Here is a 26,352-nt window from a genome sequence, read left to right as displayed (position 1 = left end):
TACACAATATGCGTTTAATCTGACGGGGCGAAATACGAAAATCCTATCACCCCAGTCAAAAACCTTACTTACTCGCTGCGACCACGAAAGCCCCGCCCCAGCAGATATTGCTCCCGAGAACGGTCACGGGAAGATGTCGGTTTGCGCATCTGCACTTTCTCGAACATCTGCCGAACGCTTTTGTGGTACTCATCAAAACCTTCACCTTGGAAAATCTTGATCAGAAAATCACCACCTGGCCGTAGTACCCTACCCGCAAGATCCAGCGCCAATTCGCACAGGAACATCGCCCGAGGCATATCCACGGCTGCTAACCCACTCATATTGGGGGCCATATCGGAAATCACAAGGTCAACCTCTGAATTTCCGACAGCTTCGAGAATCTGCGCCAGCACCGCATCCTCGGTGAAGTCCCCTTGAATGAAGGTCACATCGGGGATGCTGTCCATTTCCAGGATATCCGAGGCGATCAATCGCCCCTGACCACCAATCAGACGACTGGTCACCTGCGACCAGCCCCCCGGGGCAGCCCCCAGGTCGATAACACTCATGCCAGGACGGATAAGGCGGTCCTTTTCCTGGATCTCCAGCAGTTTGTAGCTAGCACGGGAACGGTACCCATCTTTTTGCGCCATTTTGACGAATGGGTCGTTGAAGTGCTCTTTCAGCCAGTTATGGCTAGTTTTGGAACGGGCCACGGGCCACCTCAAAATAAAACGGGTCGTGATTAACTGGGCGGTCCCGGACTCGCTCGGGTAAACTGGCCGCCGCTTTTTACAAGATCAGACGCAGGGGTCAGATTATGCCGCTCACTCAAGAGCAGAAGAAACAGTACAAATCCATTGGCCACCATCTGAAACCAGTATTGACTGTGGCTGACAACGGTTTGACCGAAGGTGTGCTAGCCGAACTTGAACGCGCCTTGAGCGATCACGAGCTGATCAAGATCAAGCTCAACATCCTCGAGCGCGAATCGCGCCTGGAAGCCATTGCCGAACTGTGCAAGGCCGGCAAAGCGGATCTGGTGCAGGTCATCGGCAAGATGGCGCTGATCTACCGCAAGAACGCCAAGGTAAACAAGCAATTGTCGAACGTCCATCGTTTCAACTGACGTCGACTCGGGTCAAGGGTGTGCCTGGCGCACCCTTCCACCCCATCCTGGCACCGGCTGCAATACCAGTATCAAGCCGGAAAATCCCAGAACCAGATAGCTGAACAACTGCCAGCGTTGAGCTTCCGGCAACAGAATACGCACGGCGAAATACATGCCGCACGCATACATTGCCATCAACAGCAGTTGCCCCCGAATATCCCGCCAAAGACTTCTCAGTCCTTCGGACTGAATCAGTACCAGCGTCTGTAGAACCAGGCACACCCCCGAAAAGCCCACCAACAAAGCACTGAGCAGGGTAGAAATCTCTTCGATCAGCAAGGGAGCAAGGCCAATCTGGCCCAGGACGGGAAACAAACCGAGATGCAACAGCCATAAGCCGCCGACCCACAGCATCTGGGTCAGCTGCCAAAGCATGGCGCCCGCATGCAGCGGGCGCCTTCTTTCAGATGTGACGGACTTCGACAATCTCATACTCGATTACACCGCCAGGCGTTTTGACCGCCACCACATCACCCTCTTCCTTGGCAATCAAGGCACGAGCAATCGGCGAGCCGACGGAGATTTTACCGAGCTTTATATCAGCCTCGTCCTCACCAACGATCTGGTAGGTCACGCTTTCGTCAGTCTCGACGTTGGCGATCTCGACCGTGGTGCCAAAGATCACCTTGCCGGTATGAGGAATGGTCGTGACATCGATGACCACCGAGTTCTGCAGACGGCCTTCGATATCACGGATCCGAGCCTCGACCATGCCTTGCTGTTCACGCGCAGCATGGTATTCAGCGTTTTCCTTCAAGTCACCCAACTCGCGGGCCGTACCGATGTCCTGGCTGAGCTTAGGACGAACGACCTTGGTCAAGTGAGCATGCTCTTCTTCCAGGGCGCGAGCGCCCTGGACGGTCATTGGGTATTTATTCATGCCTTCAATCCTGCGTGTAGATCCTGCAAGCGACGCACGGTTTTTTCTGGACCGAACTTCAACGCTTCGCAGATAGCTTCGCCAGCAGCAATGGTGGTGGTGCAGTAGATCTTGTGCTGCAAGGCGTTACGACGAATGGAGTAAGAGTCAGCAATCGACTGACGACCTTCAGTGGTGTTGATGATCAGGGTGACTTCGTCGTTCTTGATCATATCGACCACATGAGGACGACCTTCAGTCACCTTGTTCACACGACGCACTTTCAGGCCGGCCGCCTCGATCAGCTTGGCGGTGCCCGCAGTAGCGACCACTTCGAAGCCCAAGTTGATCAGATCACGGGCCACGCCTGCAACCAGAGGTTTGTCATCGTCACGAACACTGATAAATGCAGTACCACCAGTCGGCAGCACTTCGCTGGCGCCCATCTGGGCCTTGGCGAAAGCCTCACCGAAAGTATCGCCCACACCCATGACTTCACCGGTGGACTTCATCTCTGGGCCGAGGATCGGGTCAACACCCGGGAACTTGGCGAACGGGAACACCGCCTCCTTGACGCTGTAGAAGTTCGGGATGATTTCCTTGGTAAAGCCCAGCTCTTTCAGGGTCTTACCAGCCATCACACGAGCCGCGATCATCGCCAGGGAGACGCCGATGCACTTGGACACGAAAGGCACGGTGCGGGAAGCACGCGGGTTCACTTCAATGACGTAGATCTCATTGCCCTGCAGGGCCAACTGTACGTTCATCAAGCCAACCACGCCCAACTCCAGGGCCATTTTCTTGACCTGCTCACGCATCTCATCCTGGATGTGCGCCGGCAGCGAGTACGGCGGCAGGGAGCACGCGGAGTCACCGGAGTGAACGCCGGCCTGCTCGATGTGCTGCATGATCGCGCCGATCACCACGTCGGTACCGTCGCAGACCGCATCCACGTCCATCTCGATGGCGCAGTTGAGGAAGTGGTCCAGCAGCACCGGACTGTCGTTGGACACTTGCACCGCTTCACGCAGGTAGCGCTTGAGCTCTTCTTCCTCGTAGACGATTTCCATCGCACGGCCGCCCAGAACATAGGACGGACGCACCACCAGCGGATAACCGATCTTGGTCGCGGCACGAATCGCTTCGTCTTCGCTGCGCACGGTGGCGTTTGGCGGCTGACGCAGGTTCAGGCGCTCAACCATTTGCTGGAAGCGCTCACGGTCTTCTGCACGGTCGATAGCGTCTGGGCTGGTGCCGATGATTGGCACGCCGGCCGCTTCCAGGGCGCGAGCCAGTTTCAGAGGCGTCTGGCCGCCGTACTGAACGATCACGCCTTTTGGCTTCTCAACGCGGACGATTTCCAGCACGTCTTCCAGGGTTACCGGTTCGAAGTACAGGCGATCGGAGGTGTCGTAGTCGGTGGAAACGGTTTCCGGGTTGCAGTTGACCATGATGGTTTCGTAACCATCGTCGCGCAGTGCCAGTGCAGCGTGCACGCAGCAGTAGTCGAACTCGATACCCTGGCCAATACGGTTTGGACCGCCGCCCAGGATCATGATCTTGTCGCGGGTCGATGGCGCGGCTTCGCACTCTTCTTCATAAGTCGAGTACAGGTAAGCGGTGTCAGTAGCGAACTCGGCGGCGCAGGTGTCGACGCGCTTGTAGACCGGGAACACTTCCAGCTTATGGCGGTGAGTGCGCAGGTTCTTCTCGGTCACACCCAGCAGCTTGGCCAGACGCTGGTCGGAGAAGCCTTTGCGCTTCAAGCGGAACATCAGGTCGCGGCCGATAGCCGACAGCCCCAAGGTCTTGACCTTCTCTTCTTCCTTGATCAGATCTTCGATCTGCACCAGGAACCAAGGATCGATCATGTTCATGCCGAAGATCTGCTCGACGGTCATGCCGGCACGGAAGGCGTCAGCCACGTACCAGATACGCTCGGCGCCTGGCACGGTCAGCTCACGCTTGAGAACGTTCATGCTTTCCGGGTTGCTTAGGTCGAGTTTCGGATCCAGGCCGCAAACGCCGACTTCCAGACCGCGCAGAGCTTTCTGCAGGGATTCCTGGAAGGTCCGGCCGATGGCCATGACTTCACCCACCGACTTCATCTGGGTGGTCAGGCGCGCGTCAGCCTTGGAGAATTTTTCGAAGGCGAAACGTGGCAGCTTGGTCACGACGTAGTCGATGGACGGCTCGAAGGAGGCTGGGGTCTTGCCGCCGGTGATGTCGTTGGACAGCTCGTCCAGGGTGTAACCCACCGCCAGCTTGGCCGCGACCTTGGCGATCGGGAAACCCGTGGCTTTCGAGGCCAGTGCCGAGGAACGGGACACCCGCGGGTTCATCTCGATCACGACCATGCGGCCAGTGTTCGGGCAGATGCCGAACTGCACGTTGGAACCGCCGGTTTCCACGCCGATCTCACGCAGTACCGCCAGGGAGGCGTTACGCAGGATCTGGTATTCCTTGTCGGTCAGGGTCTGTGCCGGAGCCACGGTGATCGAGTCACCGGTGTGCACACCCATCGGGTCGAAGTTTTCGATGGAGCAGACGATGATGCAGTTGTCCTTCTTATCGCGGACCACCTCCATCTCGTACTCTTTCCAGCCGATCAGCGATTCGTCGATCAACAGTTCCTTGGTCGGCGACAGGTCCAGACCGCGGGCGCAGATCTCTTCGAACTCTTCCCGGTTGTAAGCAATACCGCCACCGGTGCCGCCCATGGTGAAGGACGGACGGATGATGCAAGGGAAGCCCAGCTTGTCGAGGACTGCATTGGCCTCTTCCATGCTGTGAGCGATACCGGAACGTGGGCACGCCAGGCCGATGGACTTCATGGCGGCGTCGAAGCGCGAACGGTCTTCAGCCTTGTCGATGGTGTCAGCATTGGCACCGATCATCTCTACGCCGAACTTCTCCAGAACGCCTTCGCGCTCCAGGTCCAGAGCGCAGTTCAGAGCCGTCTGGCCGCCCATTGTTGGCAGCAGCGCATCCGGACGCTCTTTCTCGATGATCTTGGCAACGGTCTGCCACTTGATCGGCTCGATGTAGGTGGCGTCGGCCATGGCCGGGTCGGTCATGATGGTGGCCGGGTTGGAGTTCACCAGGATGACCCGGTAACCCTCTTCGCGCAGGGCCTTGCAGGCCTGGGCGCCGGAGTAGTCGAATTCGCAGGCCTGGCCGATCACGATCGGGCCAGCGCCAAGAATCAGGATGCTTTTAATGTCTGTACGTTTTGGCATGGGTTGTCACTCAAATCCGCAGGTCAGTCGGCAAGCCGTCTTGAACATTCTCTGAGGCGCCTGAGGGGATTCCGCCGGACTCGCCGGGGCCACCCTCAAGCGCTGCTCGCTACACTTTCAAGGCGAGCGCTTAGCGTCGCTTGGCCATCTCGTTGATGAAGCGGTCGAACAGCGGCGCCACATCGTTCGGGCCCGGGCTGGCTTCAGGGTGGCCCTGGAAGCTGAACGCGCTCTTGTCGGTACGTTCGATACCCTGCAGGGTGCCGTCGAACAGCGACTTGTGGATCGCCCGGACGTTACCCGGCAACGTGGCTTCATCCACCGCAAAACCGTGGTTCTGGCTGGTGATCATGACCACGCCGGTGTCCAGGTCCTGGACCGGGTGGTTGGCACCGTGGTGGCCGTGGCCCATTTTCAGGGTCTTGGCGCCGGAAGCCAGGGCCAGCAATTGGTGACCCAGGCAGATGCCGAACACCGGAATCTCGGTCTCGAGGATTTCCTTGATGGCCTTGATCGCGTAGTCGCAAGGCTCGGGGTCGCCAGGACCGTTGGACAGGAACACGCCATCCGGCTTGAGGGCCAGGACGTCGCTCGCCGGGGTCTGAGCAGGCACAACGGTCACGCGGCAGCCGCGCTCCACCAGCATGCGCAGGATGTTCAGCTTGACCCCGAAGTCATAGGCAACCACGTGGTACGGCAGATCGGCGGCTTCGATGGTGGCGTGGCTGTCGGTTTTCAGATCCCAGACAGTCGAACGCCATTCGTAGCTTTGCTTGGTGCTGACGACTTTCGCCAGGTCCATGCCTTTCAGGCCCGGGAAGCCGCGCGCTGCTGCAATCGCCGCTTCTTCGGAGATGTTGTCGCCGGCCATGATGCAGCCGTTCTGAGCACCTTTTTCACGCAGGATGCGGGTCAGGCGACGGGTGTCGATACCGGCGATCGCCACGACGTTGTTGGCTTTCAGGTAATCGGACAGGGACAGGGTGTTACGCCAGTTGCTGGCCACCAGCGGCAAGTCACGGATAACCAGGCCAGCCGACCAGACGCGGTCGGACTCGGCGTCTTCCGGCGTGGTGCCAGTGTTGCCGATGTGGGGATAGGTCAGGGTAACGATCTGTTGGGCGTAGGAAGGATCGGTAAGGATTTCCTGATAGCCGGTCATTGCGGTGTTGAACACCACCTCACCAACGGTTTGACCGTCGGCTCCAATGGCTTCGCCGCGAAAAATGCTGCCATCAGCAAGGGCGAGTATGGCTGGCTTAGTCAAGAAGACCTCCCGTAAATAGAGCCTGAAAGGGCGATCGCAGGTTGCAAAAAAGCGGAATGACGTATAGACACGTCACCCCGCTTCTTCGTCGAATTATCTGCGCGCTTTTAGTGGACACACTAAAGCTGTAGCTTACAGAAAAAGGCTTTTTCGGTCCACCGCTAATGAGCCTTAAAGGCAGAGGAATGCGACAGAACATCGCCTAGCGGTGCGAAGCGGGGCTGAAGGACAGCCTCAACCCCACTTCAGATGCATCTCAACGCAAATCCAGCACATCCTGCATGTCGTAAAGACCGGCCTCGCGACCATCCAGCCACAGGGCAGCACGTACCGCCCCCTTGGCGAAGGTCATGCGACTGGAGGCCTTGTGGGTGATTTCCAGGCGCTCGCCCTCAGTGGCAAACAGCACAGTGTGATCCCCCACCACATCACCACCACGCACAGTGGCGAAACCGATAGTTTCGCGCTCACGCGCACCGGTATGCCCCTCGCGACCATAGACCGCAACCTGTTGCAGGTCGCGCCCCAAGGCATTGGCAATCACCTCACCCATGCGCAGGGCAGTACCCGAAGGCGCATCGATCTTGTGACGGTGATGAGCCTCGATGATTTCGATGTCCGCATCATCACCCAGCACCCGAGCCGCCATATCCAGCAGCTTCAGCGAAAGGTTCACCCCGACACTGAAGTTGGCAGCGAAGACGATGGGAATATCCTTGCCCGCCTCGGCCAGCAATTGCTTTTCCTTGGCGCCCAAACCTGTAGTACCAATCACCATGGCCTTGCCCGCCTTACGGCAGAAGGCCAGGTTCTTGAGCATCACTTCCGGCAAGGTGAAATCGATCAGCACATCAAACTCATCGACAACCTTCTCCAGGCTATCGGACATCGACACGCCAAGACGCCCCAGGGACGCCAGCTCACCCGCATCCGCACCCACCAGCGAACTGCCAGGACGAACGATCGCCGCCGTCAACCCAGAGAGCGGCGAGCGCAGCTGCACAGCCTCGACCAAAGTCTTGCCCATGCGCCCCGCGGCGCCCATCACTGCTATACGTCGCATGCATTACTCCTTACAGATCGCCGAAGAAGCGCTTGACGCCCTCGAACCAACCCGTGGTTTTCGGCGAGTGCGAATTGTCGCCATCCAGCGAACCGCGCAACTCTTCCAGCAGCTCGCGCTGACGACGACTCAGGTTCACTGGCGTTTCTACCGCAACCCGACACATCAGATCGCCAGCACCGCCGCCACGCACCGGAGCAACGCCCTTGCCACGAATCCGGAACTGCTTGCCGGTCTGAGTCCCCTCAGGAATCTTCAGCTTGACCCGACCATCCAGAGTCGGAATCTCCAGCTCGCCGCCCAAGGCCGCATCAACAAAGCTGATAGGCACTTCGCAGAACAGATGCTTGCCGTCACGCTGGAAGATCGAGTGCTCGCGCACATTGATCACCACATACAAGTCACCAGTCGGACCACCCTGAGTCCCCGCCTCACCCTCACCGGACAGACGGATACGGTCACCCGTATCGACACCTGCCGGCACTTTTACCGACAGCGTCTTGTACTCTTCGACGCGGCCTTCGCCGTGACACGAATCGCACGGATCGGAAATGATCTTGCCCTGACCATGGCAACGCGGGCAGGTCTGCTGCACCGAGAAGAAGCCCTGTTGCATGCGCACCTGACCAATACCACCGCAAGTCGGGCAAGTGACAGGCGACGAGCCCTTCTTGGCACCCGAACCATCGCACGGCTTGCAATTGACCAGTGTTGGCACACGGATGTTAACCGTGGTGCCCCGCACCGCCTCTTCCAGATTCAGCTCCAGGGTGTAACGCAGATCGCTACCGCGCTGCGCGCCACCGCGAGAACCGCCGCGACCGCCACCAAAGAAATCACTGAACACATCACCGAAGATATCGGAGAAGTTCTGACCGCCAAAACCGGCGCCACCACCACCCATGCTCGGATCGACACCGGCATGACCATACTGGTCATAAGCTGCGCGCTTACTGGAGTCGGACAGCACTTCGTAGGCCTCGTTGGCCTCCTTGAACATGTCTTCCGACGCTTTGTCGCCGGGATTACGATCCGGGTGATGCTTCATCGCCAGGCGACGGTAAGCCTTTTTCAGCTCCGCTTCGCTGGAGCCACGCTCCACACCCAATACTTCGTAATAGTCACGCTTTGCCATAAGTCTTTGCACTCTTAAGGACGCCCGGCAAACCCTCCTGAGCTCTGCCAAACTCGCTGAGCCCCAATACAGGCCCGGACCCAACTCACGTCAATTCAACGATCCTGGTCTTGGATAGACGACCCGGTTGCAGGTCGATCATTGCGGTCATCGCAGCCGGAAAGCAGGAGCTTCTCCGACCCGACCGCCAGTGCACAAACGGAAGTTGCACACCATCAAAATTCGCTGACTCCAGACACGCCAACGCGGGAGCAAGCTCCCGCGCGGCGACATCCTACCAGTCACCGCCCAAAGGCAGTCAACCGGCCGACCAACAAGCCATTACTTGTGGTCTTTTACTTCTTCGAACTCGGCATCGACGACGTCGTCGGCTTTTTCAGCAGACTCAGCGTGCGGTGCTGCACCCTCAGCAGGCTGAGCCTGTTCGGCGTACATCTTCTGGGCAACCGGGGCCGAGACTTTCGACAGCTCTTCGACCTTGGCGTCGATGGCAGCCTTGTCGTCGCCTTTGACAGCGGCTTCCAGAGCAACCACGGCAGCTTCAATCGCGGTCTTCTCTTCCGCAGTCACTTTGTCGCCGGCGTCAGCCACCATCTTGCGAGTCGAGTGCACCAGCGCGTCACCCTGGTTACGGGCAGTGGCCAGCTCTTCGAACTTGCGATCCTCTTCCGAGTTGGCTTCAGCGTCACGGATCATCTGCTGGATTTCTTCATCCGACAGGCCGGAGTTGGCCTTGATCACGATCGACTGAGTCTTACCGGTAGCCTTGTCCTTCGCACCTACGTGCAGGATGCCGTTGGCGTCGATGTCGAAGGTCACTTCGATCTGCGGCACTCCACGTGGAGCAGGTGGAATGTCGGTCAGGTCGAACTTGCCCAGGGACTTGTTCTGCGCGGCTTGCTTACGCTCGCCCTGCAGTACGTGAATGGTCACGGCGCCCTGGTTGTCATCGGCAGTCGAGAACACCTGGGATTTCTTGGTAGGAATCGTGGTGTTTTTCTCGATCAGCGCGGTCATCACGCCACCCATGGTTTCGATACCCAGGGTCAGCGGGCTAACGTCCAGCAGCAGTACGTCTTTCACGTCACCGGCCAGAACCGCACCCTGGATCGCAGCACCCATGGCAACCGCTTCGTCCGGGTTGACGTCCTTACGAGCTTCTTTACCGAAGAAGTCGGTTACGGCTTTCTGTACCAGCGGCATACGAGTCTGGCCGCCGACCAGGATCACGTCGTTGATCGCGCCAACGTCGATACCGGCGTCCTTCAGAGCGATGCGGCATGGCTCGATGGTGCGCTGAACCAGGTCTTCAACCAGAGATTCCAGCTTGGCGCGGGAGATCTTCACGTTCAGGTGCTTAGGACCAGTGGCATCTGCTGTGATGTACGGCAGGTTGACGTCGGTCTGCTGGCTCGAGGACAGCTCGATCTTGGCTTTTTCGGCAGCTTCTTTCAGACGCTGCATGGCCAGCGGGTCACCCTTGAGGTTCATGCCGCTTTCTTTCTTGAACTCATCAACCAGGTAGTCGATCAGACGGATGTCGAAGTCCTCACCACCCAGGAAGGTGTCACCGTTGGTGGCCAGTACTTCGAACTGATGCTCACCGTCGACTTCAGCGATCTCGATCACGGAAACGTCAAACGTACCGCCACCCAGGTCATAAACGATCACGGTGTGATCGCCCTTGGCCTTGTCCATGCCATAAGCCAGAGCGGCTGCGGTTGGTTCGTTGATGATGCGCTTGACGTCCAGACCAGCGATACGACCGGCGTCCTTGGTGGCCTGACGCTGGCTGTCGTTGAAGTAGGCCGGAACAGTAATGACCGCTTCGGTCACTGCTTCGCCGAGGTAGTCTTCGGCGGTCTTCTTCATCTTTTTAAGGATTTCAGCCGAAATCTGTGGCGGAGCCATTTTCTGGCCGTTCACTTCAACCCAGGCGTCGTTGTTGTCAGCCTTGACGATCTTGTAAGGGACCATCTGAATGTCTTTCTGCACAACTTCTTCGTCGAAACGACGACCGATCAGACGCTTAACTGCGTACAGGGTGTTGTGCGGGTTGGTAACAGCCTGACGCTTGGCCGACTGACCTACCAGAATCTCGCCATCGTTGGCGTAAGCGATGATCGACGGCGTGGTACGCGCGCCTTCAGCGTTTTCGATAACTTTTACGTTGCCGTTTTCAAGAATGGAGACGCACGAGTTGGTGGTCCCCAAGTCAATACCGATAATTTTGCCCATGTTAACTCTCCCGAAACTTTGGATTTGGATGCCGCAGTTGTGGTGGCAAACTGCGGTAGCACTTAAACGCTTGACTGTTAGATGGGGGCTCTACAGCCGTTTTCAAGCCTTTTCGTCAATCGAAGGCGAAACCGGTGCAGGCGCCTTGCTGACCACGACCATGGCCGGGCGCAGCAGGCGACCATTGAGCTGGTACCCCTTCTGGAACACTTTGAGAACACTATTGGGTTCTACATCCGCGCTTTCCTGCATGGCCATGGCCTGATGCTGTTCAGCGTTGAACGGTTCGCCGTGAGGATCGATGGCTTCCAACTGATAACGCTTGAGGGTGTCGTGGAACATCTTCAAGGTCAGTTCGATACCTTCACGCATTGGGCGAATGCTTTCGTCGTCCGGATTGGACAGTTCCAGGCCACGCTCCAGGCTATCGATCACCGGCAACAGGTCACCGGCGAACTTCTCGAGAGCAAATTTGTGAGCCTTTTCCACATCCTGCTCGGCGCGGCGGCGGACGTTTTGCAGATCGGCCGCAACACGCAAAGCCTGATCCTGCGCACCAGCCAGTTGCTCTTCGAGCACTTGTACACGAGCCGCCAGGTCTTCACCCGAAGCCTCGGGGGCCTGATTGGCGTCTAGATTTTGCGTATCCAGCGTCTGTTCGTCAGCCATGAAATTCTCCTTTCAATATCGTCTGTGAGCCAGGCTCACTCTTCTGCACAGCTATATGGGGTCGCATTTTCAGGGTTCAAGCCCGCAGCCACAGCAAAAGTTGTTCCGACCGGATAAATCCTGTACGCGGGCACTCCCGAGGCACTAAAAAGCCAGAATGACCAAGCAAATCGAGCTAAGGGAAAGCATTGTCAGCCCGAAACAAAACACTGTATAAATAACCAGACATCTAGTTTGGGAGCGGCCTTAATGCTAGTGCACCTGTCCGTACACAATTACGCCATCGTCGAACACCTGGATCTGGAACTGGATCGCGGAATGAGCGTCATTACCGGCGAAACCGGCGCCGGCAAGTCGATCATGCTCGACGCGCTCGGCCTGACCCTGGGCGATCGCGCCGACAGTGGCGTGGTACGACCCGGCTCCGACAAGGCCGACATCCTTGCCACCTTCGACCTGTCGGACATTCCCGAGGCCCACAGTTGGCTGGCCGAGCGCGATCTGGATAACGACGGGCCGTGCATACTACGCCGGGTGATCACCGCCGAAGGACGCTCCCGCGGCTATATCAACGGTACGCCCTGCCCGCTCGGAGACCTCAAGGCCCTGGGCGAACTGCTGATCGACATCCACAGCCAGCACGAGCACCAGTCACTGCTCAAGACCGATACCCATCGGCGCCTGCTGGATGAATACGCCGGCGCCACCGATCTCGCCCGCCAGGTGCAGCTGGCCGCCCAGCGCTGGCGCCAGACACGCCAGGAACTGGAACGCCTGTCCAACTCCGGTGATGAGCAACGAGCTCGTCACCAACTGCTCAGCTATCAGCTCGAGGAACTGGAGAACCTCGGCCTGGGGGAAAACGAACTCGAGGAACTGGAGCAGGAACACAAGAACCTGACCAACGCTGAAACCCTGCTGGGTATTTGCCGACAGGTGGTGGAGCAATGCAGCGAAAGTGATTCCGGCAATGTCCTCAACGCGCTGACCGTCAGCCTCAACCGTCTGTCCAGTATTGGCAATTCATCGGGCTCGCTGGGTGAGGCCACCAATCTGCTGGCCAGCGCACAGATCCAGGTTGAAGAGGCCGTGGGCGAACTAAACCGCTTCCTCGATCACTTCGACGCCGACCCGGCACGCTTGCAACAACTCGAAGAACGCCTCGACGCCATCTATACCTTGGCACGCAAGCACCGCATTCAGCCCTTCGAACTCGCAGCCATGCAGCAAACCCTGCTAGATGAGATCGAGACCCTTGACGCAAACGATGAGTCCATCGAGCAGCTCGGCGAAGAGTTGCAGTCCTTCGCCAGGCATTACCATGAAAAAGCCTTGGAGCTCAGCCAACTGCGCCAGCAAGCTGCGACCGGCCTGGCCAGTGCAGTAGAGCTGGAAATTCAGCGCCTGGGTATGCCTGGAGGGCGTTTCACTATTGAGCTTCGCGCCAACACCAGCGATGAGCTGCTACCCAATGGCCTGGAGCAGGTTGAACTGTTGGTCAGCGCCAACCCCGGTCAGCCGCTCAAGGCCCTGGCAAAAGTTGCCTCCGGCGGCGAGCTGTCCCGTATCAGCCTGGCGATCCAGGTCATTACCGCGCAGACCTCGCGAGTTCCCACTCTGGTGTTCGATGAAGTCGACGTGGGGATTGGCGGACCGACAGCGGAGATCGTCGGCCAGTTGCTGCGCCGTCTCGGCGAACGCGGCCAGGTGCTGACTGTGACTCACTTGCCTCAGGTCGCTGCCCAAGGGCACCAGCACCTGTTCGTGCACAAGGTACGAGGCAGCGATGCGACACATACAGCAGTATCCAAGCTGGGCAAGAGCGAAAGGGTCGAGGAAGTTGCGCGGATGCTCGGCGGCATCGACCTGACCAAAGAGTCCCTGGCCCACGCCAAAAAGATGGTGGTCACCGCCAAAGCCTGAAGCCTCAGCGCTTCTTTTATATAGACAGAAAGCACGAAGGCGACCCTTAGGTCGCCTTCGATCGTTTCACGACTATGAAAGTCGCGTGAGGGGCTTACTTCTTCTTGCGCACATACAGCACAAGATTGTGATCCACCAACTCGAAACCGTGCTTTTCGACAATCGCCTTCTGAAGCTTTTCGATTTCTTCGTCGAAGAACTCGATCACTTCGCCAGACTCCACGTTGACCATATGGTCGTGGTGACCGCCATCCGCCAGCTCGAATACAGCGTGACCGCCATCAAAATTATGGCGCACCACCAGTCCGGCTGCTTCGAATTGAGTCAGTACACGGTAAACCGTGGCCAGACCCACATCCTCACCAGCTTCCATCAGCGCCTTGTAGACATCTTCAGCGCTCATGTGCCGCTGCTCGGTGGAGTCGAGCATTTGTAGAATTTTGACCCGTGGCAGAGTCACTTTAAGGCCGGCTTTACGTAGTTCGCTATTTTCAACCATGGTCAGCTTTCTCGCCGATGCTGCTTCGCAGCTTCTCTTAATGCGGGTATGATCGGGGTTTACGTTGTCCCAGCCAAGATAGTGGAAGTCGCCCACCGATGCAAAACACCAAGCTCTTGCTAACCAGTTTCACCTTCGTGGGACTGCTCGCACTCGCCGGTTGTTCATTCCCCGGGGTTTACAAAATCGACATCCAGCAGGGCAATGTCGTGACGCAGGACATGATAGACCAGTTGCGCCCGGGAATGACCCGACGGCAAGTAAGGTTTATCATGGGCAACCCTCTGTTGACCGACACGTTCCATGCCGATCGCTGGGATTATCTCTACAGCCTGCAACCTGGTGGCGGTGAACGCCAACAGGAACGCGTCAGCCTGATCTTCAACGGCAACGACCAACTGGTTAGCTTGGCCGGCGACTTCATGCCAGGCGTAAGCCGCGACGAAGCCCTGTTGGGCAAGGAGAGCGGCAACACCGTTACCGCCCCTGCCGAGAACGCCGAGAAGCCAAAAGCCGAGAAACCGGTCAAACCGGGTTCGCTGCTGGACCAGATCCAGAAGGATGTGGATGGCGTCGAAACCGTACCAGTGCCTACACCTGAACCACTGGACACTTCTCCGCAATAATTTGTGGCGAATAAAAAAGCCCGGGCATGCCCGGGCTTTTTATTGGCTGTCGCTAACGATCACTGCTCACGCTTACGAGCCTCGGCCGCCTTGGCGGCACGCAGACGCCGCACCTCTTTAGGATCGGCCAGCAGCGGACGATAGATTTCAATTCGATCTCCGGCCTGAACTACATATTGCCCAGGATCGGATACCTGCTTTCCGAAGATTCCCAGCGGACACGCCGCCAGATCCAGCTCCGCAAAATGCTCCTTTATAGAAGAAGCCTCCAGCGCTGCAAGCAGGGTCGAACCCTGGGGCACTTGCACACTGACCAGCACCTGGCGGTCGACGGCAGCGTGAACCACCTCTATGACAATCAGAGGCTCAACCATGCAGTTGCTTGGCCCGCTGGCAGAATGCATCCACCAGAGTATTGGCCGCCTGATTGAACAGAGGCCCCAGAGTGGCACGCACCAACGGCCCGGCGTAGTCGAACGACAGATCGAGGCTGATCTTGCAGGCCTTCTCCCCCAACGGTTTGAACACCCATAACCCATGCAGTTGGTTGAACGGCCCCTCTTCCAGGTTCATCTCGATCGACTGTCCCGGCACCAGGGTATTGCAGGTCACGAAACGCTGGCTCATGCCGCCCTTGGCCACCGCCAGGCTGGCACGCATCCGTTCCTCGCTGTTTTCCAGCACCTCGGCCGAAGAGCACCAGGGCAGAAACTCCGGGTAACGGGCCACATCATTGACCAGGTCATACAGAAACTGCGCCGGATAGGGCAAAAGGGCCGAACGTTGAATATGGGTCGTCATGTGAGCTTCATTTCCACAACTGGGCGGCAAACACCACAAGAATGCCGACGGGCGCCACATAGCGCATCAAAAACAAGGCCAGGGTGAACAACAACGGACTACGCAACGACAACTCATCACGAACAGCCTCACGGCCCATCACCCAACCTGCAAACACCACGAAGCACAAACCGCCAAGAGGCAACATGATCCGCGAGGTGAAAAAGTCGATCACGCCAAAGAAATCCAGACCGCCGGCCGCGCCCCATCGATAGAGATGAAAAACACCGCCTTCGTTCACGAAGAATTTGGCCTGCTGCCAGATGTTGAAAGAGAACACCGTTCCCAATCCCACGAACCAGCAACTGAACGCCAGCCAGAATGTCACCCAGCCGCGGCGGATTTTAGTCCTCTCGACGAGATAAGCCACCATCGGTTCCAACAAGGAAATCGCCGAACTCCAGGCAGCAATCGCCACCAGGATAAAGAACACTACGCCCATAAGCTGGCCGAACGCCACATTGCCGAAGGCAAACGGTAGGCTGATGAACATCAGGCCCGGCCCCTCGCTGGGATTCAGCCCGGCAGCGAATACGATGGGGAACAGGGCCATCCCCGCCACCAGCGAAACGAAGGTATCCAGCAGTGCCACACCGACCACGGTGCCAGCCAGGGACGAATGCTTGGGCATGTAGGCACCGTAGATCATGATCGAACCAACCCCCACGCTGAGGGAAAAGAACGCATGCCCCATGGCCGGCAGCAGCCCGTCCAACAAGCGGTCCAGGCTGAAGTCGAACATGAAATGCAGGCCCTGCATGAAATGCCCAGTGGTCATGCTGTAGCCCAGCAGCACCAACAGCATCACGAACAGCAGCGGCATCATGATCCGCAAACTGCGTTCAAGCCCAGCGACCACTCCCTTGGCAATCACCAATGCCGACAGCAGCATGAACAGCGTGTGCCAAAGCGTCAGTCGCCACGGGTCGGCCGTCACCGCGGAGAAGTACACACTGACCTGATCCGCCGTGACACCCTGAAAATCGCCGCGCCCCATATCGATGATGTAGTCCAGGGACCAACCACCCACCACGCTATAGAAGGAAAGAATCAGCAGCGCCGTGATCATTCCGGCGAAGGCGCCCCAGGACCACCTGGCCGAATGCCCCGCCTCCAGAGCCAGCACCTTCAGGGCATTGGCCGGACTCTGCCGTGCCCGACGACCAATCAAGGTTTCCGCCAGCATCACCGGCAAGCCGATCAGCGCAATACACGCCAGAAACACCAGGACAAAAGCACCACCACCATAGACGCCGACCATGTAGGGGAATTTCCAGATGCTCCCCAGGCCCACGGCCGAACCAGTTGCAGCGAGTATAAAGACCCAGCGGCTTGCCCAGCCGCCGTGGACAGAGACCCTGTCTGTCGACATCGTTAACGCGCCCAACCGAAAAAAAGAGGCCGCATTGTCCGGGATTCAATCAACCTGCTCAAGCACGCTGCGTCACCGTAGCCGACGCGCGCGCAACTCCCTATAATGCCGCCCCTATGGCTAAACAGAAGAAACACCCAACAGGGACCATCGCGCAAAATAAAAAGGCGCGTCACGATTACTTCATCGAACATCGGTTCGAGGCTGGACTGGTCCTGGCCGGCTGGGAAGTAAAGAGTCTGCGGGCGGGCAAGGCGCAACTGGTGGACAGTTACGTGCTGCTCAAGGATGGCGAGGCCTGGCTGTTCGGCAGCCATTTCACCCCGCTGACCACTGCAAGTACCCACGTCATTGCCGACCCGACGCGCTCGCGCAAGCTGCTGCTCAACCAGCGCGAGCTGGAAAAGCTGTTCGCCGCCGTGCAGCAAAAGGGTTACGCCTGTGTGTGCCTTTCGCTCTACTGGAGCAAGCACCTGGTCAAGTGTGAAATTGCACTGGGCAAGGGCAAGAAGGAATACGACAAGCGTCATACCGAACGCGAGCGCGATTCCGATCGCGAGCTGCAGCGTGCGGTGCGGACCAAGGGCAAGGAAGACTGATCTTCCTGCCTTGAGGTCGCTTTCGCCGGCAAGCCGGCTCCTACAACACCCAGGTAGGAGCCAGCTTGCCGGCGATTTGCATTACATGCCCTTGCGCCGCTCGGCCCGGGCCACTCGCTGTACTTCCTGACGCACTTCCTCAAGCACCTCTTGCACATAAAGAATGTGCCGACTGGAAACTTCCCGAGCCTCCTCAGCGCGTCCTTCAATAATCGCCAAGTACAGATCGCGGTGCTGACTGATCAGCATGTCGCGAGTTTCCGTGCGCTGCTTGTACATGCCGCCGATGTTGGTCACCACGTTGCGCTTGAGCAGGTCGAACAGGCCGCGAATGGTGTGCAGCAACACCGCGTTATGGCTGGCCTCGGCAATCGCCAGGTGGAACTTGGCATCCGCCGCCCCCTCCTCGATACGGCTGACATCGTCGGAGCGGGAATAACAATCCTGCAGTTCCTCGAAGGCTTGAGTCAGCCGCTCACGATCCACCGCCGTCGCGCGCAACGCCGCGTAATAAGCGCAAGACGCCTCCAGGGTATGGCGGAACTCCAGCAGATCGCGCTGTGCATCCGTGTTGTTTTCCAACAGGTGCAGCAAAGGATCGCTGAAGGTCGAGCCCAGGGATTCCACCACGTAGTTGCCGCCACCCTGACGGCTGATCAGCAAGCCCTTGGCCGTCAGCTTCTGGATCGCCTCGCGCAGCGAAGGACGGGAGACACCGAACTGCTCGGCCAAGGCACGCTCGGCCGGCAGCCGCTCGCCAGCCTTCAAGGTGCCTTCAAGAATCATCCCTTCCAGACGCTCGACAATATCGTCGGACAAACGGCGCTGGCGTATCTGATCAAACCCCATAACTCACTCTCCACCCTCCCGACCCTTCGCCGGGGGGCTCTATTCTGGCCTATTCACGGCGCGCCAACACCTAGCAGAAGGAAGCCTTTTGCACCGATCAGATGCCCGCGCCATAGCGCATTCGACAAAAGTTTTAGGGCGGCAAATTGACACACCGCGCACAACGCTTTTACCCTAGCCAACAGCGATTGTAAATTGGTCTTACCAATTAACCAAGACGCTAGCAGTGCCTGACCAACAACAATTAGGGGCCACCCCATTATGCAAACCTGGCAACAGCTCTATAGCCCGCTTGGCAGCCTCGGCCTGTCCGCCCTCGCCGCCGTTATCCCGATCGTGTTCTTCTTCCTGGCTCTGGCCGTGTTCCGTCTCAAAGGACACGTCGCCGGGAGTATCACTCTGGCCTTGTCGATCCTGGTGGCGATCTTCGCCTTCAAGATGCCCGCCGACATGGCCTTCGCTGCCGCTGGCTATGGATTTGCCTACGGTCTGTGGCCCATCGCCTGGATCATCGTCGCCGCCGTGTTCCTCTACAAACTGACGGTGAAAAGCGGCCAGTTTGAAATCATCCGCAGCTCGGTACTGTCGATCACCGACGACCAGCGCCTGCAGGTGCTACTGATCGGCTTCTGCTTCGGCGCCTTCCTCGAAGGTGCGGCCGGCTTCGGCGCACCGGTGGCGATCACCGCCGCCCTGCTGGTGGGCCTGGGCTTCAACCCGCTGTACGCCGCCGGCCTGTGCCTGATCGCCAACACCGCGCCCGTGGCCTTCGGCGCCCTGGGGATTCCGATCATCGTTGCCGGCCAGGTGACGGGCATCGACGCCTTCAAGATCGGCGCCATGACCGGCCGCCAACTGCCGCTGCTATCGCTGTTCGTGCCGTTCTGGCTGGTGTTCATGATGGACGGCATGCGCGGCGTCAAAGAGACCTGGCCCGCCGCGCTGGTCGCCGGTCTGAGCTTTGCCATCACTCAGTACTTCACCTCGAACTTCATCGGCCCGGAACTGCCGGACATCACTTCGGCCCTGGCCAGCCTGATCTCCCTGACCCTGTTCCTGAAAATCTGGCAGCCCAAGCGCACCGCCGGTGCGCAGATCGCCGGTGCCACCTCCAGCGCGGCCGTCATCGCCAGCGTCGGCGGCTTCGGTCAGCCACGCAACACCGTCGCTTCGCCCTACAGCCTGGGGCAGATCTTCAAGGCCTGGTCGCCGTTCCTGATCCTCACCGTGCTGGTGACCATCTGGACCCTCAAGCCCTTCAAGGCGATGTTCGCCGCCGGCGGGTCGATGTACAGCTGGGTGTTCAACTTCGCCATCCCGCATCTGGATCAACTGGTGATCAAGATGGCGCCGATCGTGACCACACCCACCGCCATCCCGGCGGTGTTCAAGCTCGACCCGATCTCGGCCACCGGCACGGCGATTTTCTTTTCCGCGCTGATCTCCATGCTGGTGCTGAAGATCAACGTTAAAACTGGTCTGACCACTTTAAAAGAGACTTTCTACGAGCTGCGCTGGCCGATCCTGTCCATCGGCATGGTGCTGGCGTTCGCCTTCGTCACCAACTACTCGGGCATGTCTTCGACCATGGCCCTGGTCCTGGCGGGCACCGGCGCGGCGTTCCCGTTCTTCTCGCCGTTCCTGGGCTGGCTCGGGGTGTTCCTCACCGGTTCCGATACCTCGTCCAACGCCCTGTTCAGCTCGCTGCAGGCCACCACCGCGCACCAGATCGGGGTCAACGACACCCTCATGGTCGCGGCCAACACCAGCGGCGGCGTGACCGGCAAGATGATCTCACCGCAATCGATCGCCGTGGCCTGCGCCGCCACCGGCCTGGTGGGCAAGGAGTCGGATCTGTTCCGCTTCACCCTCAAGCACAGCCTGTTCTTTGCCACTATTGTCGGCCTGATCACCCTGGCCCAGGCCTACTGGTTCACCGGCATGCTGGTGCACTAAGCAACACCGAAAGAACCGACGCCGCCCTTACCCGCGGCGTCCGCATTCACCACCCGGTCTGCAAGGCTGCTGAAAGCTTGCTGGTTTATCTTTCAGCCGCCGCGACGGACGAATAACCGGGACCACCCGGAGACACGCCTGATGAGCGAGCTTTTCTACAACGCCGTGCCCAATGCGACTCGTGTCGCGCCACCGCTGGCCGAACCCCGGCAGTACCCCAGTGCGAAGCCGTCGCGGGTTTACCTGTTCGGCACCTGCGTGGTCGATCTGTTCTATCCCGAAGCCGGGATGGACGCGATTCACCTGCTGGAGCGCGAAGGCATTCGCGTGGAGTACCCGCAAGGGCAAAGCTGCTGCGGCCAACCCGCCTACACCTCGGGTTACACCGAGCAGGCGCGCACCGTGGCCCGCTCGCAACTGGCGCTGTTTGCCGGCGACTATCCGGTGGTGGTGCCGTCGGGTTCCTGCGCGGGCATGCTGCGCGAGCATTACGCGGACTTGTTCAAGGACGAGCCCGAAACCCTGAAACAGGTGCAGGCCCTGGCCGCCCGCACCTACGAGCTGGCCGAGTTTCTCCTGCACGTGTGCAAGGTGCAGTTCAAGGACCGCGGCGCCCCGGTCAAGGTGGCGCTGCACACCTCCTGCTCGGCTCGACGGGAAATGAACACCCACCTGCACGGCCGTGACTTGCTGTCACAGCTGAGCAACGTGGAACGGGTAGAACACAGCCACGAAAGCGAATGCTGTGGCTTTGGCGGGACTTTCAGCGTCCGAATGCCGGACATCTCCGGCGCCATGGTTGCGGACAAGACCCGGGCGCTGAAGGAATCCGGCGCGCATCAGGTACTGAGTGCCGATTGCGGCTGCTTGATGAACATCAACGGCGCGCTGGAGAAACAGCAAGAGGCATTGCGCGGAAAGCACCTGGCGAGCTTCCTCTGGCAACGTACCGGAGGTGCACAATGAGCACCCCCGAGCTGATTCCGACCACCAACGTGGCGGACGATTTCCGAACCCGGGCCCACGAAGCCCTGGGGGACAAACAACTGCGAAACAACTTTCGCAGCGCCATGGACTCACTCATGGCCAAGCGTGCGGCCTCGTTCAGCGATGCCCACGAAAGAGAACACCTACGCGCCCTGGGCAACGCGATTCGCGCCCGGGCGTTATCCAAGCTGCCCGACCTGCTCGAGCGCCTGGAACAGAACCTGACCCGCAACGGTGTGACAGTGCACTGGGCGGAAACGGTGGACGAAGCCAATGGCATCGTCCTCTCGATCATCCGCGCTCACGAGGCGCGGCAAGTGATCAAGGGCAAATCGATGGTCAGCGAAGAGATGGAAATGAACCATGTCCTCGCTGAACAAGGCATTGAATGCCTTGAGTCGGACATGGGCGAGTTCATCGTCCAGCTCGACCACGAGAAGCCTTCACACATCATTATGCCGGCGATCCACAAGAATGCCGGTCAGGTCGCGTCCTTGTTCCACGACAAACTCGGCGTGGAGTACACCAAGGACGTTGACCAACTCATTCAGATCGGTCGCAAGGTCTTGCGGCAGAAATTCTTCGAAGCCGATATCGGCGTCTCCGGCGTCAACTTCGCCGTGGCCGAGACCGGCACCCTGCTGCTGGTGGAAAACGAAGGCAACGGGCGCATGTCCACCACCGTGCCGCCAGTGCACATTGCCGTCACCGGGATCGAGAAAGTCGTCGAGAACCTGCGCGATGTGGTGCCCCTTCTTTCACTGCTGACCCGCTCGGCCCTCGGCCAGCCCATCACCACCTACGTCAACATGATCTCCGGCCCGCGCAAAGAGCATGAGCTGGACGGCCCCCAGGAAGTGCACCTGGTGCTGCTGGACAACGGCCGCAGCCAGGCCTTTGCCGACAGCGAACTGCGCCAGACCCTGAACTGCATCCGCTGCGGCGCCTGCATGAACCACTGCCCGGTCTACACCCGAGTCGGCGGCCACACCTACGGCGAGGTCTACCCGGGGCCGATCGGCAAGATCATCACCCCGCACATGGTCGGCCTGGCCAAGGTGCCGGATCACCCCAGCGCCTCGTCGCTGTGCGGCGCCTGTGGCGAAGTCTGCCCGGTGAAGATCCCGATCCCGGCGCTGCTGCGACGCCTGCGCGAAGAGAACGTCAAGGCCCCGGACAGCCCCCATCAAGTGATGCGCGGTCAGGGCAGCAAGTACTCGCGCAAGGAGCGTTTCATCTGGAACGCCTGGGCCCGCCTCAACAGCTCGCCGACCCTGTATCGCCTGTTCACCCTGGCCGCCACCCGCCTGCGCGCCCTCACCCCGAGCAAGGTCGGCCCCTGGACGCAGAACCACAGCGCGCCAAAACCCGCCGCCCGGTCGCTGCATGACCTGGCCCGTGAGCACCTGGACAAGCAGGGAGACCGCTGATGAGCGCGAAACACAATATCCTCGCCAAGCTGCGCAACAGCCTCGCCGGCACCACGCCGATTGTGGATAACTTCGACGAGGCGCTGGTCACCGAGCCTTACAGCTACACGGCGGAACAACGCATTCCGCAACTGCGCAAACAGATGGAAGCGGTGCACACCGAGATCCACCTGAGCACCGGCGCCGACTGGCCTGAACTGCTGGCCCGGCTGCTGCAGGAGCGCCAGCTGCCCAGCCTGCTGATCGCCCCGAGCACGCCCCATGGCCAGCGGGTCACCCAGTACTGGGCCGAGCACCCGCAACTGCCGGCACTCAAGGCCTACGACCGCCCGCTGGAAGAGTGGAAAGCCGAGCTGTTCAACGACACCCCGGCCAGCCTCACCGGCACCCTGGGTGCCATCGCCGCCACCGGCAGCCTGATCCTCTGGCCAACCCGGGAAGAACCGCGGCTGATGAGCCTGGTGCCGCCGGTGCATTTCGCCCTGCTCAAGGCCAGCGAAATCCGCGACAACTTCTATCAGGTGCAGCAACAGATGAACTGGGCCGCCGGCATGCCGACCAACGCACTGCTGGTGTCCGGCCCGTCGAAGACCGCTGATATCGAACAAGTCCTGGCTTACGGCGCCCACGGCCCGAAAGACCTGGTGGTGCTGATCCTGGAGGACCAATGAGCCTACCGGCCGCTTTTCTACGTGATGCCCAGCAACTGATTCCCCAGGAGCGGCGTTTCGACGACCCGCTCTCGACCCTGGCCTTCGGCACCGATGCCAGCTTCTACCGGCTGATCCCCAAGCTGGTGATCCGCGTCGAATCCGAAGATGAAGTGGTCGCCCTGCTCCAGCTGGCCCAGCGCGACCGCGTGCCGGTGACCTTCCGCGCCGCCGGCACCAGCCTGTCCGGGCAGGCCATCAGCGACTCGGTGCTGATCGTTCTGGGGGATAACTGGAACGGCAAGGAGATTCGCCATCAGGGTACGCAGATTCGTCTGCAGCCTGGTGTGATCGGCGCCCAGGCCAATGCCTGGCTGGCGCCGTTCGGGCGCAAGATCGGCCCCGACCCCGCCTCGATCAACGCCTGCAAGATCGGCGGCATCGTCGCCAACAACGCCAGCGGCATGTGCTGCGGCACCGCGCAGAACACCTATCACACCCTGGCCGGCATTCGCCTGGTACTGGCCGATGGCACGCGCCTGGACACCGAGGATGCCGCCAGCATCGCCGCCTTCCGCGCCAGCCATGGTCCGTTGCTGGAGCGCCTGGCCGAACTGGGCCGCAGCACCCGCGCCAACAGCGAGCTGGCAGCGAAGATCCGCCACAAATACCGGCTGAAAAACACCACTGGCCTGTCCCTCAATGCCCTGGTGGATTTCGACGAACCGCTGGACATCCTCAGCCACCTGCTGGTGGGCTCCGAGGGCACCCTGGGCTTTATCAGCGCGGTGACCTACGACACGGTAATCGACCCCCCGAACAAGGCCTCGGCGCTGATCGTCTTTCCCGACGTAGAAACCTGCTGCAACGCGGTGACCGTGCTCAAGAGCCAGCCAGTGTCGGCAGTGGAGCTGCTGGACCGCCGCAGCCTGCGCTCGGTGCAGGACAAGCCCGGCATGCCGGCTTTCGTCCAGCAGCTCTCGGCCAACGCCTGCGCGCTGCTGATCGAGTCCCGCGCCGCGTCCTCGTCGCTGCTGCACGAGCAACTGGCGCAGATCATGAATTCCCTGGCCGCCTTCCCGGTGGAAAAACAGGTGGACTTCACCGAAGACCCGCAGGAAAACGCCAAGCTCTGGGCGATCCGCAAGGACACCTTCCCGGCGGTGGGCGCGGTGCGCAAGACCGGCACCACAGTGATCATCGAAGACGTGACCTTCCCCGTGGAGCAGCTGGCCATCGGCGTCAACCGCCTGATCGAGCTGTTCGACAAGCACCACTACGACGAAGCGATCCTGTTCGGCCATGCCCTGGAGGGCAACCTGCACTTCGTCTTCACCCAGGGCTTCAACAGCAGCGAGGAAGTGAACCGCTACCAGGCGTTCATGGACGACGTGGCGCAACTGGTGGCGGTGGAATTCGGCGGTTCGCTGAAGGCCGAGCACGGCACCGGACGCAACATGGCGCCCTTCGTCGAGCTGGAATGGGGCAGCGATGCCTACCAGCTGATGTGGCAGCTCAAGCGCCTGCTGGACCCCAACGGCATCCTCAACCCGGACGTGGTGCTCAGCGAAGATCCGCAGATCCACCTGAAGCATCTCAAACCGCTGCCGGCGGCCGACGAGATTGTGGATAAGTGCATCGAGTGCGGTTTCTGCGAGCCGGTGTGCCCATCCAAGGGCCTGACCCTGAGCCCGCGCCAGCGCATCGTCATCTGGCGCGACATCCAGGCACGTAAACGCGCCGGCATCGACACCTCCGAGCTGGAGGCGGCCTATCAGTACCAGGGCATCGACACCTGCGCCGCCACCGGCCTGTGCGCCCAGCGCTGCCCGGTGGGCATCAACACCGGCGAGCTGGTGAAGAAACTGCGCAGCGAGCACGCCACTCACACCGGCACCGCCGACTGGCTCGGCTCGCATTTCGCCAGCACCTTGCAGGGCGCGCGCTTCACCCTGCACGTGGCCAACGGCGCGCGCATGCTCCTGGGAGCGCCGCGCCTGAGCAAGCTGTCGGCGAGCCTGACGCGTCTGTCCAAAGGCCGGGTGCCGCAGTGGAACAACGCCATGCCCCAGCCGGAAAAGGCCATTCGCTTCAGCCCGAGCGTCAGCGACGCGCGCCCGCGAGTGGTGTACCTGGCGGCCTGCGTGTCCCGAGCGATGGGGCCAGCAGCAGGCGACAAGGAACAATCGTCGCTCTACGAAAAAACCCGCGGCCTGCTGGAAAAGGCCGGCTATCAAGTGGTGCTGCCGGACAACCTGGACAACCTCTGCTGCGGCCAGCCCTTCGCCTCCAAGGGCTACGCCACACAGGCCGAAGACAAGCGCCAGGAACTGATCGGCGCCCTGCTTCACGCCAGCCGTGGCGGCCTTGACCCGATCTACTGCGACACCAGCCCCTGCACCCTGCGTCTGGTGCAGGACCTGGGGGATGTGCGCCTGGACCTCTACGACCCGGTGCGTTTCATCCGCACCCACCTGCTGGAGCGCCTGGAGTTCACCCCCCAGGAAGCGCCAATCGCCGTGCACATCACCTGCAGCACCCAGCACCTGGGCGAGAGCCAGGCGCTGATCGAACTGGCCCGGCGTTGCAGCAACAACGTGGTGATCCCCGAAGGCATCCACTGCTGTGGTTTCGCCGGCGACAAGGGCTTCACCACCCCCGAGCTCAATGCCCACTCCCTGCGCAGCCTCAAGGACGCGGTGCAGTATTGCAGCGAAGGCATCTCCACCAGCCGCACCTGTGAAATCGGCCTCAGCCAGCACGGCGGGATCGACTATCACGGGCTGGTCTATCTGGTGGACCGGGTCACCCGGGCCAAAGCGGTCTGACTTCAGGGGCAGGACAACAAGGGGCGGCTTCGCCCCTTTTTTGTGCCTGCTTGAACGCGATAACGGCGGCTACGTTTCATCGCAAAAAAAACCGAACCCCGGCACGCGGCCAGGGTCCATTTTCCAGGCCCGCACAAAAAGGGCTTAGCCCCACTCGGCCGCCCGTCCTG

The 26,352-nt window shown here is 60.0% G+C and carries 23 protein-coding genes; 9 read left to right on the top strand and 14 right to left on the bottom strand.

The features are described from left to right. Positions 1-68: 68 nt before the first annotated feature. Positions 69-698 carry a 23S rRNA (uridine(2552)-2'-O)-methyltransferase RlmE gene (gene rlmE / locus KHO49_RS05180; RefSeq protein ID WP_047283886.1) on the bottom strand — a complete coding sequence of 210 codons (630 nt, stop codon included), beginning with the start codon at positions 696-698 and terminating at the stop codon, positions 69-71. Positions 699-802: 104 nt separating this feature from the next. On the opposite strand from rlmE, the gene KHO49_RS05175 reads away from it, so the two are divergent. Continuing rightward, on the top strand, positions 803-1,111 hold the full coding sequence (locus KHO49_RS05175) for a YhbY family RNA-binding protein (protein WP_102861082.1): 309 nt from the start codon (positions 803-805) through the stop codon (positions 1,109-1,111). 12 nt (positions 1,112-1,123) lie between these two features. Here the strand turns inward: KHO49_RS05175 and KHO49_RS05170 are convergent, their stop codons facing one another. The 8 genes from KHO49_RS05170 to grpE form a co-directional block, all read right to left on the bottom strand. Next, entirely contained in the window at positions 1,124-1,528 is a 405-nt protein-coding gene (locus tag KHO49_RS05170; protein WP_213665250.1) for an MFS transporter, read from the bottom strand. 28 nt (positions 1,529-1,556) lie between these two features. Beyond that, the gene (gene greA / locus KHO49_RS05165) at positions 1,557-2,033 is read right to left on the bottom strand and encodes a transcription elongation factor GreA (protein ID WP_011059193.1); all 477 of its coding nucleotides are present in this window, start codon (positions 2,031-2,033) and stop codon (positions 1,557-1,559) included. Then, positions 2,030-5,251, bottom strand: coding sequence for a carbamoyl-phosphate synthase large subunit (gene carB / locus KHO49_RS05160; RefSeq protein WP_102878329.1), 3,222 nt, complete (start codon positions 5,249-5,251; stop codon positions 2,030-2,032). Before carB ends, greA begins: the two co-directional genes overlap by 4 nt. A gap of 130 nt (positions 5,252-5,381) precedes the next feature. Then, positions 5,382-6,518, bottom strand: a complete 1,137-nt coding sequence (carA, locus tag KHO49_RS05155) for a glutamine-hydrolyzing carbamoyl-phosphate synthase small subunit (RefSeq protein WP_110595985.1) — start codon at positions 6,516-6,518, stop codon at positions 5,382-5,384. A gap of 256 nt (positions 6,519-6,774) precedes the next feature. Continuing rightward, positions 6,775-7,581, bottom strand: coding sequence for a 4-hydroxy-tetrahydrodipicolinate reductase (gene dapB, locus KHO49_RS05150; protein ID WP_102878327.1), 807 nt, complete (start codon positions 7,579-7,581; stop codon positions 6,775-6,777). Between the two features lie 10 nt (positions 7,582-7,591). Further along, the gene (dnaJ, locus tag KHO49_RS05145) at positions 7,592-8,716 is read right to left on the bottom strand and encodes a molecular chaperone DnaJ (protein ID WP_102861077.1); all 1,125 of its coding nucleotides are present in this window, start codon (positions 8,714-8,716) and stop codon (positions 7,592-7,594) included. Between the two features lie 321 nt (positions 8,717-9,037). Continuing rightward, entirely contained in the window at positions 9,038-10,954 is a 1,917-nt protein-coding gene (dnaK, locus tag KHO49_RS05140) for a molecular chaperone DnaK (RefSeq protein ID WP_102861076.1), read from the bottom strand. Positions 10,955-11,056: 102 nt separating this feature from the next. Next, positions 11,057-11,623: a nucleotide exchange factor GrpE gene (gene grpE / locus KHO49_RS05135; protein ID WP_102861075.1), complete on the bottom strand. Its 567-nt coding sequence runs from the start codon at positions 11,621-11,623 to the stop codon at positions 11,057-11,059. A gap of 249 nt (positions 11,624-11,872) precedes the next feature. Here grpE and recN point away from each other — a divergent pair, with 249 nt between their 5' ends. Further along, a complete protein-coding gene (gene recN, locus KHO49_RS05130) occupies positions 11,873-13,546 on the top strand; it encodes a DNA repair protein RecN (RefSeq protein ID WP_213664720.1) in 1,674 nt (557 codons plus the stop codon). Positions 13,547-13,640: 94 nt separating this feature from the next. Here recN and fur read toward each other — a convergent pair whose 3' ends face one another. Further along, positions 13,641-14,045: a ferric iron uptake transcriptional regulator gene (fur, locus tag KHO49_RS05125; protein WP_011059185.1), complete on the bottom strand. Its 405-nt coding sequence runs from the start codon at positions 14,043-14,045 to the stop codon at positions 13,641-13,643. Positions 14,046-14,143: 98 nt separating this feature from the next. Here fur and KHO49_RS05120 point away from each other — a divergent pair, with 98 nt between their 5' ends. Further along, positions 14,144-14,671, top strand: coding sequence for an outer membrane protein assembly factor BamE (locus KHO49_RS05120; RefSeq protein WP_102861073.1), 528 nt, complete (start codon positions 14,144-14,146; stop codon positions 14,669-14,671). Positions 14,672-14,730: 59 nt separating this feature from the next. Here KHO49_RS05120 and KHO49_RS05115 read toward each other — a convergent pair whose 3' ends face one another. From KHO49_RS05115 to KHO49_RS05105, 3 genes are read right to left on the bottom strand one after another with little or no spacing between them, the layout of a single operon-like run. Further along, positions 14,731-15,045 carry an RnfH family protein gene (locus KHO49_RS05115; RefSeq protein ID WP_213664719.1) on the bottom strand — a complete coding sequence of 105 codons (315 nt, stop codon included), beginning with the start codon at positions 15,043-15,045 and terminating at the stop codon, positions 14,731-14,733. Continuing rightward, positions 15,038-15,472: a type II toxin-antitoxin system RatA family toxin gene (locus tag KHO49_RS05110; protein WP_016967218.1), complete on the bottom strand. Its 435-nt coding sequence runs from the start codon at positions 15,470-15,472 to the stop codon at positions 15,038-15,040. Before KHO49_RS05110 ends, KHO49_RS05115 begins: the two co-directional genes overlap by 8 nt. 7 nt (positions 15,473-15,479) lie before the next feature. Further along, positions 15,480-16,883, bottom strand: coding sequence for a sodium-dependent transporter (locus KHO49_RS05105; protein WP_102861071.1), 1,404 nt, complete (start codon positions 16,881-16,883; stop codon positions 15,480-15,482). Positions 16,884-16,999: 116 nt separating this feature from the next. Between KHO49_RS05105 and smpB the strand changes: the two genes are divergently transcribed. After that, the gene (smpB, locus tag KHO49_RS05100; protein WP_047283878.1) at positions 17,000-17,482 is read left to right on the top strand and encodes an SsrA-binding protein SmpB; all 483 of its coding nucleotides are present in this window, start codon (positions 17,000-17,002) and stop codon (positions 17,480-17,482) included. Positions 17,483-17,563: 81 nt separating this feature from the next. Here the strand turns inward: smpB and KHO49_RS05095 are convergent, their stop codons facing one another. Then, positions 17,564-18,331 (bottom strand): GntR family transcriptional regulator, encoded by a 768-nt coding sequence (locus KHO49_RS05095; RefSeq protein ID WP_102861070.1) that lies wholly within the window; start codon positions 18,329-18,331, stop codon positions 17,564-17,566. A 261-nt stretch (positions 18,332-18,592) separates the two neighbouring features. On the opposite strand from KHO49_RS05095, the gene KHO49_RS05090 reads away from it, so the two are divergent. The 5 genes from KHO49_RS05090 to KHO49_RS05070 all read left to right on the top strand — a co-directional run bounded on the left by KHO49_RS05090 (position 18,593) and on the right by KHO49_RS05070 (position 26,182). Next, complete coding sequence (locus tag KHO49_RS05090) at positions 18,593-20,287, top strand: lactate permease LctP family transporter (protein WP_213664718.1); 1,695 nt, start codon at positions 18,593-18,595, stop codon at positions 20,285-20,287. A 141-nt stretch (positions 20,288-20,428) separates the two neighbouring features. Beyond that, entirely contained in the window at positions 20,429-21,253 is an 825-nt protein-coding gene (locus KHO49_RS05085; RefSeq protein WP_213664717.1) for a (Fe-S)-binding protein, read from the top strand. Continuing rightward, positions 21,250-22,704: a LutB/LldF family L-lactate oxidation iron-sulfur protein gene (locus KHO49_RS05080; protein ID WP_102878319.1), complete on the top strand. Its 1,455-nt coding sequence runs from the start codon at positions 21,250-21,252 to the stop codon at positions 22,702-22,704. The genes KHO49_RS05085 and KHO49_RS05080 overlap by 4 nt, the downstream gene beginning before the upstream one ends. After that, entirely contained in the window at positions 22,704-23,375 is a 672-nt protein-coding gene (locus KHO49_RS05075; RefSeq protein ID WP_213664716.1) for a LutC/YkgG family protein, read from the top strand. The genes KHO49_RS05080 and KHO49_RS05075 overlap by 1 nt, the downstream gene beginning before the upstream one ends. Beyond that, positions 23,372-26,182: an FAD-binding and (Fe-S)-binding domain-containing protein gene (locus tag KHO49_RS05070; protein WP_213664715.1), complete on the top strand. Its 2,811-nt coding sequence runs from the start codon at positions 23,372-23,374 to the stop codon at positions 26,180-26,182. Before KHO49_RS05075 ends, KHO49_RS05070 begins: the two co-directional genes overlap by 4 nt. Positions 26,183-26,352 lie beyond the last annotated feature (170 nt).

This window comes from Pseudomonas sp. RC4D1, from assembly GCF_018390395.1.
Lineage (GTDB): Bacteria > Pseudomonadota > Gammaproteobacteria > Pseudomonadales > Pseudomonadaceae > Aquipseudomonas > Aquipseudomonas danubii.
Note: the sequence above shows the minus strand (reverse complement) of the source record. Positions and strands in the feature narration are given on the sequence as shown.